Below are 16586 nucleotides of genomic sequence, written 5' to 3'. Positions count from 1 at the left end.
AATGTTTAAAAAATTTATACAAAGACCCGTACTTTCGACGGTAATATCGGTTATTATCGTCATTTTAGGTGTTCTAGGATTAATTGAGCTTCCTATATCTCAATATCCGGATATTGCACCGCCAACTGTAAACGTGGCAGCAAGTTATACTGGAGCTAATGCCGATGTGGTACTGAAAAGTATTGTAATTCCGCTGGAAGAACAAATTAATGGTGTAGAGAACATGACGTACATGACCTCTTCTGCAACCAATGATGGTAATGCTTCTATTAAAATTTTCTTTAAAGTAGGAACCAATCCAGACTTAGCGGCGGTAAACGTTCAGAACAGGGTTTCGAGAGCAACCAGTTTATTACCTGTAGAGGTAACTCAGGCTGGGGTTACTGTAACCAAAAGCCAGAGTAGTAACTTATTGATTTTCTCTTTATACAGTGAAGACAAAGCGTATGATCAGACGTTTTTACAAAACTACGCAAAAATCAACCTTGTACCGCAGATTCAGCGTGTTGTAGGGGTGGGAGATGTAACCGTTTTTGGTGCCAAAGATTACTCTATGAGAATCTGGTTAAAACCAGATGTAATGCAGCAATACAAACTGATTCCAAGTGATATTTCGGCTGCTTTAGCAGAACAGAATATCGAAGCAGCGCCGGGTAAATTTGGTGAAAATGGAAATCAGGCTTTTCAATATGTAATTAAATACAAAGGACGTTTAACAAGTGCTCAGGAATTTGAAAATATCGTTATCAAATCAGTTGGTAACGGACAAATGCTTCGTCTTAAAGATGTGGCCAAAGTGGAGCTGGGATCATTAAGTTATGCTTCGACTATTAAAACAAACGGTGTAGAATCGGCAGCGATGGCGATCAGCCAGACTCCGGGATCGAATGCTCGTGACGTAATTAATAATTCTAAAAAGTTAATTGAAGAAGCCGCAAAGAATTTCCCAAAAGGAGTTAAATATACTACTCTTGTGGATGTTAACGAAAACCTTGATGCTTCTATCGAAAAGGTAATCCATACTTTAATTGAAGCTTTTATTCTGGTTTTCATCGTAGTATTTATATTCCTTCAGGATTTTAGATCGACTTTAATTCCAGCAATTGCAGTTCCCGTTGCGATTGTGGGTACATTTTTCTTCCTGAATCTATTCGGGTTTACGATCAACTTATTAACGCTTTTTGCGATGGTACTGGCGATTGGTATTGTGGTCGATGACGCGATTGTAGTAGTAGAAGCCGTACACGCAAAACTAGATCACGGATATAAATCAGCTAAAAAAGCGACGATTCATGCAATGGACGAAATTTCGGGAGCGATTATTTCGATTACATTGGTAATGGCGGCCGTATTTATTCCGGTAACTTTTATTGGAGGATCAACAGGAGTTTTCTATAAACAATTTGGTATTACACTGGCTGTTGCGATTATCCTTTCCGCCATTAACGCTTTGACTTTGAGTCCGGCTTTATGTGCGCTTTTATTAAAGCCGCATGCTGACGATCATAAACATAAAAGCTATTTACAGCGTTTTTATACCGCATTTAACGTGGCATTTGATAATGTTACCGAAAGATACAAACGTTCTGTAAGTTTCCTTTCTGTAAAAAAATGGATTGCTTTAGCTTCAATTGTGATCGCTGGAGTGGCATTGGTTTATATGATGAAAACTACGCCGTCTGCTTTCGTACCTTCTGAAGATCAGGGGACTGTTTTTGCAAACATTAGTTTACCGCCATCTGCTTCTATGGAGCGTTCTGACGTAATTGCTAAAAGAGTAGACAGTATTGCGAAAACTATTCCCGGAGTTAAAAATACACTTCGTATTGTTGGACAGAACTTTACAGCCGGTGCGGGTAGTGCCTACAGTATGGTTATCGTAAAATTGAAACCATGGGATGAACGTGATTTAAGTGTTGATGATGTAATTGGACAGCTATTTGCTAAAACAAGCGGTATTCGTGAAGCCAATATTTTCTTTATTTCTCCTCCAACGATTCAAGGTTTTGGACAAAGTGGTGGATTCGAATTCCAATTACAAGATAAAGGCGGACATACCACTGCCGAATTCTATAAAGTTAACAATGAATTCTTAGCTAAATTAGCCGAACGTCCTGAAATACAATATGCAACGACACCATTTAACCCTGGTTTCCCGCAATATATGATGGATATTAATCTAGCAAAAGCCAAAGATGCAGGAGTTTCGGTAAACTCGATTTTATCAACTATGCAAGGCTATTATGGCGGATTGTACGCTTCGAATTTCAACAAATTCGGAAAACAATACCGTGTTATGATTCAGGCTTCACCAGAGTTTAGAACCAATACGCAGGGATTAAATAAAATCTTTGTCCGCAACAGTACAGGAAACATGGCGCCAATTACTGAGTTTGTAAAAATGACCAGAGTATTTGGACCAGAGTCGATTTCGAGATTTAACTTGTTTACGTCTATTGCGATTACTGGAGCGCCAAAACCAGGATTCAGTTCTGGAGACGCTATTAAAGCCATTCAGGAAGTAGCGGCAGAAAATCTTCCAGCAGGTTACGGTTATGAATTCTCAGGATTAACGCGTGAGGAGCTGGCATCAGGAAGTGAAACTATTTTTATTTTCATTCTGTGTCTGGTATTCGTTTATTTCTTGTTGAGTGCGCAGTACGAAAGTTACATTCTTCCTTTTGCGGTATTGTTTTCAATTCCGTTTGGATTGGCTGGAGCGTATTTATTCTCGATTATATTTAAACTCAACAGTAATATTTACCTGCAGATTTCCTTAATCATGCTTATCGGACTTCTGGCGAAAAATGGTATTTTGATTGTCGAATTTGCTTTGGACAGAAGGAAAAAAGGACTTCCCATTTTACAAGCTGCAATTGAAGGAGCAGTAGCACGTTTACGTCCGATTTTGATGACTTCATTCGCCTTTATTTTAGGATTGGTTCCGTTAATGTTTGCAACCGGAGCAGGTGCTGTAGGTAACAGATCGATTGGAACTGGAGCAGTAGGAGGTATGTTAATCGGAACGATTTTAGGGGTATTTGTTATTCCTATTCTGTTTATCATTTTCCAATCTTTACAAGAAAGAGTGAGTGGACCGCCAAAGGAAAATTATGACGACGATGACGACGATGAAGAAATTCATTTACTAGAAGCTCACAAAGAGTAAAATTTAATTAAAACAAAGATGACGAATAGTTCAAATAAATATATTCTTATGGTAATGACAGCCGTACTTTTAAGTGCGTGCTCCGTTACCAAAAAATACGAACGTCCGGCAACACTTTCGACAGACAATTTGTATCGTGACCAAGCTTCGGCAGATACCACTACAATTGCCGATATGCCGTGGCAGAGTGTTTTTAAAGATGAGAAACTAAATGCCTTAATTCAAAAAGGATTAGATCAAAACCTTAACCTGAAAAATGCTATCGAAAACATCATTCAGGCGAGAGCTTCTTTGAGCCAGAGTAAATTAGCCTATTATCCAACTTTACAGCTGGATGCTAGTGCGACACACACAAAGCAGTCAGAAGCAGGACTTAACTTTCCAGCAGGAATCAATATCAATACTTTGACTACAACGTATAAGTTAGGTTTAAGTACTTCTTGGGAAGCTGATATCTGGGGAAAACTGAGCAGTTCTAAAAGAGCGGCTTTAGCCAGTTATTTAGCAACCGATGCTGCAAAACAAGCAGTTCAGACACAATTGATTTCGGACATCGCCAATAACTATTTCTTACTGCTTGCGTATGACAAACAATTGAAAATTACGCAGGAAACTTTAGAAAGCCGTATTAAGAACGTTGAAACGATTAAAGATTTAAAAGAAGGTGCTATCGTAACCGGTGCAGCTGTCGTTCAGAGTGAAGCCAACCAGCACGCGGCAGAAGTTTTGATTCCAGATTTAAAACGCAGTATTCGTGAAACTGAAAATGCAATCAACATTTTGTTGGCACAAGCGCCTGGACCAATTGACCGAGGCGAATTAGGCTCACAGATTGTTCCTGAAAATATTGCAGTTGGAGTCCCTTCTCAATTATTACAAAATCGTCCCGATGTTCGTCAGGCCGAATTTAATTTCAGAGTTGCTTTCGAATCAACCAATTTGGCAAGAACCTATTTCTATCCAAGTTTAACCCTTACAGCAAGCGGTGGATTCTCTAACTTAGAATTGAAAGATTTCTTTAGCAATTCTATATTCTATTCGATTATTGGAGGACTAACACAGCCGATTTTTAATCAAGGTAAAAACAAATTGAGATTAACAACCGCTCAGTCGCAGCAATTGCAAGCATATAATAACTTTCAGCAGAGTTTATTAACAGCAGGAAGTGAAGTTTCAAATGCTTTGTATTCATATCAAATGGCAGTTGAGAAAGAAGATTCGAGAGCGAAACAAATAGAAGCTTTAGAAAAAGCAGTTGATTATACACAGCAATTATTAGAATACAGTTCAGCTACGAATTATACTGATGTATTAACATCTGAACAAAACCTTTTAGCAGCGCAGTTAAGCGGTATTAATGATAATCTGCAGAAATTACAAGCATTAGTAAATCTGTATAGAGCTTTAGGTGGAGGATGGAAATAATATCATAACGAACTCTTAAAACTTTACGTTTGTCGTCGAAATTGTGCTCTTTGTCTAAATAATAGTACAATACCGCAATATTGTATTACTTTTGAACTGTTTAGATGAATCATAATCTAAACACAAACGATAAAACTCCAAACAAGATCATAATAGTTCCTAGGATGATCGCCTTGAATTAAATAAACATGACTAAAAAACGCCCCTTTTTACGGGGCGTTTTTTGCGTTTAAGGCATTTATAAATAGAATTATACATCGCTTAGAAATGACTGTTCGTCGATTAATTTTCGGTTTCGGTATAATGGATATGCTAAACTTAAATATTGGCACTAATTTCGATTTATATTTACAGAAATAATATTTAAACACTAAGAAAATGAAAAAGCTAGTATTCGCCTCAATGTTATTTATGAGTGTATTTTTCGCTCAGGCGCAAGTATCAATTAATGTAAATATCGGGACTCCGCCAAGCTGGGGGCCACAAGGATATGATGACGACAGGTATTACTATTTACCAGATATAGATGTTTATTATGACATTAACCAGAGTGTATTTATTTACGATAATGGCGGTAGATGGATTCGTGAAAAAAGACTTCCTGCCAAGTACAGACAATATGATTTGTATTCAGGTTACAAAGTAGTTTTAACAGATTATAGAGGAGATGCACCTTATACGTATCACACAAAACACAGAGCCAATTATCCAAAAGGATATCATGGAAAACCTCAAAAGAACAGAGGTGAAAAGCCAGGAAAAAACAATGGTAAACCTCAAAATAAACATAAGTCTGATAACAAAGACAAAGGAAACAAAGCCGGAAGAAATAACCATTCCGATAAAAATAATGACCATTCAAAAGGGAATCGTCACTAACTAGATTTAAACATGACCAAAGAAAAACGCCTCAGAAATGAGGCGTTTTTTATGAAAAATAGTAAACGATTAATTTATAACTAGTATAGCTTTTCACTACTCACTAATCACTGTACACCTTTCACCTTATGTCCATATAAACCAAACGACAAAATAATCACAAAGCACAACAGCGGAATAATATATCCAGCCTGAATATCATCGTGTTTCATATCGATTAAAGTTCCCATTCCGTATGGAAGTATAGCTCCTCCTACAATTGACATTACCAGCCATGATGAACCTGTTTCTGTATTTGATTTTAAACCGACTAATCCTAAGGAGAAAATAGTTGGAAACATGATCGACATAAAGAAACCAATTCCGCCCAAAGCATAAATAACTACGATTCCAGATCCGTAAATCGCTAATAAACAAAGTACAATACTCGCAGCACAGTAAATAGAAAGCAGCACATAATCTTTAACGAATTTTAAAAAGAAAGTACCAATAAAACGTCCGGCCATGAATAAGAAACCGTAAATTCCCAGATAATATCCAGCTGTTTTTTCATCTAAACCAGCTCCTTGCTGAGCAATTCTAATGAAAAAACTAGTGATACAAACCTGTGCACCCACATAAAAAAATTGTGCTATAACTGCCCATGTTAAATGAGAAAATTTTAAAACAGAGAAAAATCCTGGTTTAACTTCAGCTTCGGTATGTTGTGGTTTCATCGATGGCAAATGCATAAAATAGAATATTACCGCTACCACAACCAATACAGTTCCTAAAATGATATAAGGTAATTTTACTGCCGCTGCTTCACCTAATAAATAAGCTGTTTTTTCAGCATCTGGCATAGCGGCCATTTGTTCTTTTGTATGATTAGTTCCCGAAAGAATGAATAACGAACCCACAATTGGTGCCACCATAGCAGCTAATCCGTTAAAAGAAGCAGCTAAATTTAATCGTTTAGAAGAAGATTCAGCAGGGCCTAAAATAGCAGCATACGGATTCGCACTTGTTTCCAAAATAGTTAATCCGCAGCCAATTACGAATAAAGCAAATAAGAACAACTCGTAGGTTCTGGAATTAGCGGCTGGGACAAATAAAAAAGCTCCCGCAGCAAATACTAATAATCCCGTAATAATACTGTTTTTGTAACCAAATCTTTTTATCAGCATTCCCGCAGGAATCGCCATTATAAAATAGGCAAAAAATACCGAGGTGTCAATTAAGGTCGATTGGCGGTTGTTTAATTCGCAGGCCTTTTTAAGATGCGGAATTAAAATAGAATCCAGATTGTGCGCCATTCCCCAAAGGAAAAACAAGCTGGTAATTAAAATAAATGGCAGAAGATAGTTGGTTTTTCCTCCTTCTGTAGGCACTTGGTGCTGATCTCCGGTTTGGTTGGTTACTTGCATTCGTTAGATAGTTTTTTGTTTCTCACGATATAAATGATACAAGATAATTTAAGCAGTGTGTTGCGTAAACGATGCGCAAAAATTATAGCAACTTATATATTTATATGGTTTTAAAAATTTAGGTTTTATAATTTTTCTATTGATATTCCGCCATTGCTACTGCTGATGTAGCAAGCTTCCACTACTTTCATGGTGTCTAAAACGTCTTGAACACTTGCCAATAATTTAGAATCTGAACCCTCTTTAAAGCGCATTAAATTTGACATTGTTCCAATGAAAGCTTCTGGAAACCAAGAACCTTCGAGTTGAACTTTTTTCCATTCATATTGTCCAGCTTCGTTTTCTACGGCATATTCAAAAATATCCGGCAGACCGTCGGGATAATTCATTAATAATCCCATTTTGGCTTTTATCGCACCTTTTGTTCCTTCCCATTTAATGTAGCTTTCTTCGTGGTTTGGACCAAAATGATGATCGTGGTTGGTGTTGATTACTACATGTTTATCTTCTCCATAATCTAAAATAATCGTAGAACGGCTTGATGATAGTTTTTTAAGCGGATGTTTAGCCGTTTTTGCCATAACACCATTTGGATTTCCTAAAAATGACCTAATGCAATCGATATAGTGAACACTATGAAAAAGAATTTCCAATCTAGGATGTTCCTTAATCAGCGGAAATAATTCCCAAGGTGTATTTACAGTTACTTTAACTTCTAAATCGTATAAATCGCCAATTAAACCTTCATTGATAAGATATCTCGCTGCACTTACAAATGGTGAAAACCGAAGCTGAAAATTGATTGCAGCTACTAAATTTTTTCTTTCGCACACAGCCACAATATCTTTAGCCTGTGCTAGATCATTTCCCATTGGTTTCTGAATCAAAACAGCAGCACCATCAGGAAGCTGTTCTAAAATCTCGATATATTGATCGGGTAGAACCGTAATGTCGTAAACTGTATCTGGCGGTGAGTTTTTAACTGCATCGGCAACATTTTCAAAAACATGTTTAATGTCAAACTCTCTGGCTAAATCATGTGCTTTGGAAATCGTTCTATTCGTAATGCCAAAAACCGTAAATCCAGCCATTTTGTAAGCCGGAAGGTGCGCATCTTTTACAATTCCGCTGGCGCCGATAATCACAATTGGCTGATTTGTTTTGGGCAGTGAAGGCTTGTAAGGAATATTCATTTTTAAATATTTTAATTTAAATCAGTGTGTCAAAAACGTTGATAAGTTGACGAGACTAATTTATAGTTCTTTAATATTCTTCTTAGTAATGTAATCGATTAAATTAATAAATGTAGAATATACAATTACAAAAGTAGAAATAAGATTTACATGAACAAGGAAATGTAACTTTTTGTAATCGTTTTTTTGAGGTATGTTATGTTCTGCATTAATTTTTTTACAAAGCATGTAAAAAATGTTATAAAATTTTAAAGAAAGATCATTTTAGGGTATAAATTATAAATTAAAATATTATTTTAGATTTAATCGATTACATTTGTAATTGTAGATTTTACATTTATGAATATTCATACACATTTTTTACTAATAGCAAATACCCATTTTAAAATTTAATACCTAATAAAAATGTTTTCATTACAGAATAAAAAAGCTGTTATAACCGGAGGAGGAAGCGGCATTGGCCGGGCAATTGCAGTCTTGTTTGCCAAACAGGGAGCGGAAGTTCACATTATCGATTTAACTTTAGAAAGCGCACAAGAAGCAGTAGATGAGATAAAAGAAGCAGGAGGAAAAGTATTTTCGTATGCATGTAACGTGGCTAAACAATCTGAAGTACAAGCCGCTTTTGAACAAATTGGAAACATCAATATTCTTATTAATAACGCTGGAATTGCTCATGTTGGTAAAGTAGATACAACTTCAGAAGCTGATTTTGACCGCGTAATGGAGGTAAACGTAAAAGGTGTTTACAACTGTTTATACGCCGCAATTCCACAGTTCAGGCTTTCTAACGGAGGCGTGATCTTAAACATGGCATCTATCGCGGCATGGGTGGGTATCACTGACCGTTTTGCCTATTCAACAGCAAAAGGTGCTGTAATGGCAATGACTTTATCTGTAGCGAGAGATTATTTAAGCGAAAACATTCGATGTAATTCTATTTCACCGGCAAGGGTTCATACGCCTTTTGTAGATGGTTTTATTTCTAAAAACTACGCCGGAAAGGAAGAAGAAATATTCGACAAACTTTCTAAATCACAGCCAATAGGCCGCATGGGAAAACCAGATGAAGTTGCGGCTCTTGCTTTGTATTTATGCAGTGAAGAAGCAGGTTTTATCACCGGATGCGATTACCCAATCGACGGAGGATTTATTAAATTAAATAACTGATAAAGGGGCTAAGGTTCTGAGAGTCTAAGATTCTAAGTTTTTTTTAGATTTTAGAAAATAGTTAGAAGTTCAGTTCCGATGGCAATTAAATCATAAACTCAAAAAATAAAATAAATTACAAAGTTACTGAGATTAGAAAAAAACTTAGAACCTCAGTAACTCAGAACCTTTAAAAAAACACACACAATGAAATTAATACGTTTTGGAGAAATCGGAAAAGAAAAACCGGGAGTTATAATTGATGAAAAAAGATATGATGTTTCTTCTTTAGTTTCAGACTTTAACGAAAACTTTTTTGAAGAAAATGGCTTAGAAAAATTACAAAAAGCATTAGAAAGCAATCCCTCTTTACCAGAAGTGGATGCCAGCGTACGTTTAGGTTCTCCGGTTGCAAGACCTTCAAAAATAATCTGTATTGGATTGAATTATGTAGATCACTGTAAAGAAACCAATGCACCAATTCCAACAGAACCAATCATTTTCTTTAAATCGACGACTTCTTTATGCGGGCCAGACGATGATTTGATCATTCCTAAAAACAGTGAAAAAACGGACTGGGAAGTAGAATTAGCATTTGTCGTGGGTAAAAAAGCAAGTTATGTTGAAGAAGCTGAGGCTTTAGATTATGTGGCCGGATATGCCTTATTAAATGATTACAGCGAAAGAGCGTTTCAATTAGAGCGCGGCGGACAATGGGCAAAAGGTAAAGGAAGCGATACTTTTGCGCCTCTTGGACCATTCCTAGCTACAAAAGACGAAGTAGCCGATGTGGATAATTTAAAAATGTGGCTGACAGTAAATGGTAAAAAATACCAAGACAGCAATACCTTAAATTTAGTTTTCAAAATTCCGTATTTAGTACACTATTTAAGCCAGTTTATGACTTTGCTTCCAGGTGATATTATCAGCACAGGAACGCCTCCGGGAGTTGGTTTAGGAATTAAACCAGATCCGGTTTACATTAAAGCCGGTGATGTTATCGAACTCGGAATCGAAGGTCTGGGGACAAGTAAACAAACTGCAGTTGCTTATACAAAGTAATTATTAACTCGTTTAGCATAATTATTTAAACACATAGAAACATAGTTTCGACACTTAAAAAAGTCTATGGGTTAAATTGTTTTACGAATAGTTTTAAAAAATCTAAAATGAAATATATTGTTTGCGAAAAACCGCAGGAATTTCTATTAAAAGAAACAAGTATTCCAGAACCAAAAGAAGGTGAAGTACTGCTGAAAATTAAAAGAATCGGAATCTGTGGAACTGATATTCATGCCTTTGGAGGGACTCAGCCGTATTTTGAATATCCAAGGATTTTAGGACACGAACTGGCGGCAGAATATGTAAAAGGAAATGCGGCAGGCTTTAAACCCGGCGATAAAGTAACTTTTATTCCGTATTTCAACTGCGGCACTTGTGTGGCATGTAGGAACGGATTGACCAACTGCTGTGTAAATATTAAAGTTTTTGGAGTACATATCGACGGCGGAATGGCTGAATATGTTTCCATTCCAGAGCAGTATTTATTACACGGTCAGGGATTAGATTATGATGAACTGGCTTTGGTTGAACCGCTTGCTATTGCAGCTCATGGTGTGAGAAGAGCAGCAGTTAAACCTACAGATACCGTTTTGGTAATGGGAGCAGGACCAATTGGTATTGGATTAATTCAATTTGCTAAAATTGCGGGAGCAAAAGTAATTGTAATGGATATTAACGATTATCGATTGAATTTCTGCAAAACAGAATTAAATACCGATGAAACCATTAATCCGTTAAACGACGATGTGGCGGTTAAACTGGCTGAATTAACAAACGGAGATATGGCAAATGTGGTAATTGATGCTACTGGAAATCAGAAAGTAATGAACAGTGCTTTCAATTATATTTCGCATGGAGGAAGATTTGTTTTGGTCGGACTTCAAAAAGGAGAATTGAGTTTTAGTCATCCGGATTTCCACAAAAGAGAATCGACTTTAATGAGCAGCCGAAATGCTACAATCGAAGATTTCGAATATGTAATGAAATGCCTCAAAGAAGGAAAAATTGATCCGAAAAAATACATTACTCACAGAACGAGTTTTTCTGAAATGATTAACGATTTCAGGAATTTGATTGATCCTAAAAATAATGTGATCAAAGCGTTGATTGAAATTGAGTAATTTCTTTTAACACATAGAAATATAGATTTTTTGTTTCAGAAAGAGAATTGAAAGAAACTAGTTTTTAACACATAGCTATGTGAATTGAAATTAGTGAAACGGCTTTTTCAGATTCCTATAAACTATGTTTCTATGTGTTTAAATTTAAGCGTTGCTAATTATTAAATAACCACAAAAATGGATTTAAACTTAAAAAATAAAATTGTCGTTGTTTCCGGTTCGGCTGGTAAAGAAGGCAGTATTGGAGAAACAATCATTAACAGACTAGCAGATGAAGGAGCAATTCCGGTTCTGGTAGACAGAAACGCAAGAGGTTTCGCTTACGCGGAAAATCTTCAAAAAAGAGGAATTGATTCTTTATTCGTTCAAACAGATGTTACTGATCCTGTTGAAATCGAAAATGCGGTTAAAACAATTACAGCAAAATACGGAAGAATCGACGCTGTAATTAATAACGTTGGTGTGAATGACGGTGCAGGCTTAGATGCCTCATACGAAGAATTTATGGATTCTTTAAAACTGAATGTTGTAAGCTATTTTTTATTAGTAAAATATGCGCTACCGTACTTAAAAGAATCAAAAGGGAATATCTTAAATATTGGTTCTAAAGTAGCTTTAACAGGGCAGGGAGGAACTTCTGGTTACGCTGCTGCAAAAGGAGGCGTTTTAGGACTTACAAGAGAATGGGCAGTCGATCTGATTCAGTTTGGAATTCGTTCGAATGCCATTATTATTGCCGAAAGTTATACTCCAGCCTACGAAGACTGGATTAAAACACTGGAAGACGGTGAAAGCGTTTTAAAGAAAATAAACAAAAGCATTCCGTTTGAAAGCAGAATGACCAAAACAGAAGAAATTGCAGATACGGCACTTTTCATTATTTCTGATCGTTCTTCGCATACTACCGGACAATTTGTTTTTGTTGACGGCGGTTATGTGCATTTAGATCGTGCCTTAATTAGTGATGTAAACTAAAAGCATGGGAAACCGAATCGATTCGCATCAGCATTTTTGGAAATTTGATCCCGTTAGAGACAGCTGGATTGATGAAACTATGGCGGTAATTCAAAGAGATTTTCTGCCTGAAGATTTACAACCATTATTAAAAGAAAATCAATTTGAAGGCTGTGTTGCAGTTCAAGCAAATCAGTCTGAAGAAGAAACTCATTTTCTTATTGATTTAGCCTCTAAAAATGATTTCATAAAAGGCGTTGTCGGCTGGATAGATTTGAGAAGTGAAAATGTTGAAGAACGTTTACAATTCTTTTCCAATCAAAAAAAACTGAAAGGTTTTAGACATGTTGTGCAAGGCGAACCAGACGATTTTATGTTTGGGACGGAATTCAGAAGAGGAATTCAAGCTTTAAAAACATTCGATTACACTTACGATATTTTGATTTTCGAACGCCAGCTGCCAGCAGCAATCAGTTTGGTGAAGGATTTTCCGAATCAGCGATTTGTAATCGATCATATTGCGAAACCAGATATCAAATCAGGAAGTATTAATTCTTGGAAAAAAGGCATCGAAGAAATCGCAAAATTCGACAATGTGTGGTGTAAAATCTCTGGAATGGTGACAGAAGCCGATTGGAAAAACTGGAAACCGCAAGATTTAAAACCATATCTAGATGTCATTTTTGAAAACTTTTCTACCGATAAATTAATGTATGGATCGGATTGGCCCGTTTTAAATGTAGCTTCAGATTATACTGAGGTTGTAAAAACTTTGGAAGATTATATTTTGAAATTTTCGATAGAAGACCAAAATAAGATTTGGTTTAAGAATGCAATTTCATTCTACAATCTGAGTGATTAATTTTTAATTTTTTGTAAGCTTCAGAGAAGCGAAATATTTATAGAAAAAATACGAGATTACAATATAAAGCTCCAGCGGAGCGACATATCATTATAAAGATGTCGCTCCGCTGGAGCTTTTTTTATTTTATCTTATTGATATTCTATAGATATTTTACTCCGCTGGAGATTTAAATAGTTTTACTATGACAAAACAATGTGTTGAAATTTTTACTCCTTCAAAACATCTGCACCAGGCGTCCATTTCTTCTGCCATGCTGGATATTTTTTCAAAGCTTTTTCAGGTTTGTCTGTATACCACGCATAACCCGTTCTTCTTTCACGGCTTACTTCTGCCAACGAATACAAAAGTTCGCTGTCGCGATCAGAAAATAAAGGTCGGTGTGTTTTCAATTCATAATAACGCGTCCAAATTGGCGGAACTGTTGGATCATTCACAACTCTCACATCATTTTTGATTTTCTTGTATTTAGAATCCATTTCGGGAGCTTCAAAACTTTCAACTCGAGTGTTGTAAATTTTAGAATCCTGAAACCATTTTACCGCACTTTGCACAGCATTGATAATCTTTTCATTCGGATTGTCAATATTCATTAAAAACAAAACAATATCAACACTTTCGGCATTGCAAATGCTTGGCGGTTCAAATTTACGAGCCCAAGTCGGTTGAAGTGTTATTTCGTCGTGCTGCTGGCACCATGCAGTTAGTTTTCCATTGTCTTTGATCTGCATTTCTAAAATACATTCCAATCCTTTTTCGTATGACTTCGCTACTTTTTTTCTTGTTTTATCGTCTATAAAAGCATAATCTGGATCATTGTTTACAATCTTTTTAAAGAGATTCATAATCCCCATGTAAGCACCGTCATTAAAAGTTATACGACGGCTGTATCCTTTTTCCAACGGATAATATTGTGGCCAGCCTCCGTTTGGATATTGCGCTTTTAAAGTAAAATTAATGCCACGCAGACAACCATCTTTATATTTTGGATCTTTTGTAAGTGTGTAAACCTGCGCTAAATAATGAATATGCGTATAAGTCGTTTCATTATCAAAAGTAGTATGTTCAATGTACTTTGTTTTCACAACGCTATCAATTTGCTGTGGCGTTAAGATGGCTTTCATATCATAGTTCTTCGGCCATCCGCCATTATCACGCTGGAAATACAGAATGTTATCGGCTATTTTAGCATAGTCCGTTTCTGCATATTTCGGCTGATTGGGAATTGGATTTATGATATTGGTTTTATCTTTAATATGATACCAATGATTTGTGCCGTCTGTAAAAGGTTTCGTGCTGATCTCGCTTGATTGTGCATTGCAGCATAAAAATGAAAAAGTGCAAAAAGTAACTAAAAGTAATTTGTAGCTGTTTGTGGAATTTTCGTTGAACATATAACTTTCGGTTTTTAGAATTTTACAGCCTTTTTAGGAACATCTTTTCCAATTGTAGTAGTTTTAGATAAGCCACTTAAATTGATATTTTTACTTGCTCCACCATCAATTGTAAGGGCACTTGAAGAAGTAGGATTGAACTCAACATTCGTTAAAGAAAGATTCTGAGCATTGTAAATCTCAAATGCATTTTTAGCTGCGATATCTAATTTTAAATTACTGATTTTAATTCCGTTTGCATCTATTATAGAAAAGCCTTTATCTGCTTTTGCAATCAAGTTTGTGATCTCAATATTTTCTAAATTCATTTCCGGAAGACCTTGCAGAAACACGGCTTGTTGAGCACCTCTAATAGTAATGTTTTTGATTGAAATGTTTTTAAACTGAGGCGTTTCTTCGTTTACAGGAACCAGTTTTGTAGTTTTCGTATTTCCGCCTTCGGCCAATGTTTCGGCGATTGATTTTCCTCCATAATATAAATCGAAAGAAATAGCTTGAGATGGAATATCAGTCATAAAAACATCCGAAATAAAGATGTTTTCTACAACTCCGCCACGTCCACGTGTGCTTTTAAAACGAAGTCCAACGTCAGTTCCCATAAAAGTACAGTTGGAGACATGAAGATTTTTTACACCTCCCGACATTTCGCTTCCAACCGTAACACCGCCATGACCGTGATAAACAACATTGTTTTTCACAATAATATTTTCGCAAGGAACGCCTCTGTCGCGTCCGTCTTTATCTTTTCCAGACTTAATGCAAATCGCATCGTCACCCACATCAAAACTTGAATTTTCAATGATTACATTTTTGCAAGATTCAACATCAAGTCCGTCACCGTTTTGTGAGAACCACGGATTTCTAACCGTAACATTTCTTACAATTAAATCTTCAATTAATAGAGGATGAATGTTCCAAGCAGGAGAATTTTGAAAAACAGGTCCGTCAAATAGTACTCTTTTACTATTTTGAATGCTCACCAAAACCGGACGGAGAAAATCATGAATCGCTTCAAAATCTTCTTTTGTTTTCAAATCTGGACGCACATTTTGATCTGCGCCTTTCGCGCCTTTTAAATATTGTTCAGAAGGATACCAACTGTCTTTCTTTTCATTTAAAACGCCACCAGAGGCCACAAATTTTTTCCATTGTTCGTCTGTCAGTTTGCTCTTTTTCACTTGCCTCCAAGCTTCGCCAGAACCATCCCAAACACCATTTCCAGTAAAAGCTACGTTCTCCAGATTTTTACCATAAATAGGAGAGATGCATCGCCAAGTGTTTAAACCTTCAAAACTGGTTTCGATAATGGGATATAAAGTTTTATCTGTAGAAAATTTGATTAATGCACCAGTTTCTGCATGAAGTTCTATATTGCTTTTTAAAATAATCGGACCCGTAAGCCAAATCCCTGGCGGGATAATTAATTTTCCGCCTCCTTTTTTTGAAAGCGCCTCAATTGCATCTGCAAACGCTTTTGTATTTAAAACATAACCGCCATTTACTGCTCCAAAGTCTTTTAGATTTACTGTATTAGCAGGAATTACAGGTTCATTTACTTTTGGCATTTTAAACTCAACATTTGCATAAGTATTTGCCGAAGGTGTGTTTTGAGCATTACCATTCTGAGAGCTCATACAAAGCATAATTGCCATTGCAAGAGAAAAAAGATGTAGTCGGTTGGTCTTCATTGTTAGTAATTTTTTGGTGTTATTTTTATCTATGTGAAAAATTCTATCTCACATAAATAACAATAGTTAAATGTAATCGATTACACAAATCTATTAAAAAAGTTTAAATGATAGCCACGAATTCACGAATTTTCTTTTTTAATACTTAATATAAGTATTATTCGAATACATAATAGCAAAGATTTTAAAAATAAAATTCGTGAATTGCTTCGCCTGTTCACTATCGCTCGAGTCGTGGCGAATAAAAAAATCAAACAGGAGGGTACAGGATGCATATAACTTTA

The 16586-nt window shown here is 36.1% G+C and carries 12 protein-coding genes; 8 read left to right on the top strand and 4 right to left on the bottom strand.

The window, feature by feature from the left end:
- The first annotated feature begins 1 nt into the window (after position 1).
- The 3 genes from P2W75_RS15850 to P2W75_RS15840 all read left to right on the top strand — a co-directional run bounded on the left by P2W75_RS15850 (position 2) and on the right by P2W75_RS15840 (position 5473).
- Positions 2-3169 (top strand): efflux RND transporter permease subunit, encoded by a 3168-nt coding sequence (locus tag P2W75_RS15850; protein ID WP_276381229.1) that lies wholly within the window; start codon positions 2-4, stop codon positions 3167-3169.
- 18 nt (positions 3170-3187) lie between these two features.
- Positions 3188-4594: an efflux transporter outer membrane subunit gene (locus P2W75_RS15845; RefSeq protein WP_276381228.1), complete on the top strand. Its 1407-nt coding sequence runs from the start codon at positions 3188-3190 to the stop codon at positions 4592-4594.
- A gap of 378 nt (positions 4595-4972) precedes the next feature.
- Positions 4973-5473 (top strand): hypothetical protein, encoded by a 501-nt coding sequence (locus P2W75_RS15840; protein WP_276381227.1) that lies wholly within the window; start codon positions 4973-4975, stop codon positions 5471-5473.
- 107 nt (positions 5474-5580) lie between these two features.
- On the opposite strand, the gene fucP is transcribed toward P2W75_RS15840, so the two are convergent.
- Both fucP and P2W75_RS15830 read right to left on the bottom strand, forming a co-directional pair.
- On the bottom strand, positions 5581-6879 hold the full coding sequence (gene fucP / locus P2W75_RS15835; RefSeq protein ID WP_276381226.1) for an L-fucose:H+ symporter permease: 1299 nt from the start codon (positions 6877-6879) through the stop codon (positions 5581-5583).
- Positions 6880-7004: 125 nt separating this feature from the next.
- Positions 7005-8072 carry a Gfo/Idh/MocA family protein gene (locus P2W75_RS15830; RefSeq protein ID WP_276381225.1) on the bottom strand — a complete coding sequence of 356 codons (1068 nt, stop codon included), beginning with the start codon at positions 8070-8072 and terminating at the stop codon, positions 7005-7007.
- A 405-nt stretch (positions 8073-8477) separates the two neighbouring features.
- Here P2W75_RS15830 and P2W75_RS15825 point away from each other — a divergent pair, with 405 nt between their 5' ends.
- The 5 genes from P2W75_RS15825 to P2W75_RS15805 all read left to right on the top strand — a co-directional run bounded on the left by P2W75_RS15825 (position 8478) and on the right by P2W75_RS15805 (position 13220).
- The gene (locus P2W75_RS15825) at positions 8478-9242 is read left to right on the top strand and encodes an SDR family NAD(P)-dependent oxidoreductase (protein WP_276381224.1); all 765 of its coding nucleotides are present in this window, start codon (positions 8478-8480) and stop codon (positions 9240-9242) included.
- Between the two features lie 186 nt (positions 9243-9428).
- Positions 9429-10283 (top strand): fumarylacetoacetate hydrolase family protein, encoded by an 855-nt coding sequence (locus P2W75_RS15820; protein WP_276381223.1) that lies wholly within the window; start codon positions 9429-9431, stop codon positions 10281-10283.
- 107 nt (positions 10284-10390) lie between these two features.
- Positions 10391-11404 (top strand): zinc-binding alcohol dehydrogenase family protein, encoded by a 1014-nt coding sequence (locus P2W75_RS15815; RefSeq protein ID WP_276381222.1) that lies wholly within the window; start codon positions 10391-10393, stop codon positions 11402-11404.
- Positions 11405-11581: 177 nt separating this feature from the next.
- On the top strand, positions 11582-12379 hold the full coding sequence (locus tag P2W75_RS15810) for an SDR family oxidoreductase (RefSeq protein WP_207295887.1): 798 nt from the start codon (positions 11582-11584) through the stop codon (positions 12377-12379).
- Positions 12380-12383: 4 nt separating this feature from the next.
- The gene (locus tag P2W75_RS15805) at positions 12384-13220 is read left to right on the top strand and encodes an amidohydrolase (RefSeq protein WP_276381221.1); all 837 of its coding nucleotides are present in this window, start codon (positions 12384-12386) and stop codon (positions 13218-13220) included.
- Between the two features lie 209 nt (positions 13221-13429).
- On the opposite strand, the gene pelA is transcribed toward P2W75_RS15805, so the two are convergent.
- Both pelA and P2W75_RS15795 read right to left on the bottom strand, forming a co-directional pair.
- Positions 13430-14614, bottom strand: coding sequence for a pectate lyase (gene pelA / locus P2W75_RS15800; protein WP_276381220.1), 1185 nt, complete (start codon positions 14612-14614; stop codon positions 13430-13432).
- A 14-nt stretch (positions 14615-14628) separates the two neighbouring features.
- Positions 14629-16302 (bottom strand): glycoside hydrolase family 28 protein, encoded by a 1674-nt coding sequence (locus P2W75_RS15795; RefSeq protein ID WP_276381219.1) that lies wholly within the window; start codon positions 16300-16302, stop codon positions 14629-14631.
- Positions 16303-16586 lie beyond the last annotated feature (284 nt).

The sequence above is a fragment of the Flavobacterium sp. H4147 genome (assembly GCF_029360735.1).
Classification (GTDB): Bacteria; Bacteroidota; Bacteroidia; order Flavobacteriales; family Flavobacteriaceae; genus Flavobacterium; species Flavobacterium endoglycinae.
The sequence above is the reverse complement of the archived record's forward strand: the minus strand, read 5'-3'. Positions and strand labels throughout refer to the sequence as shown.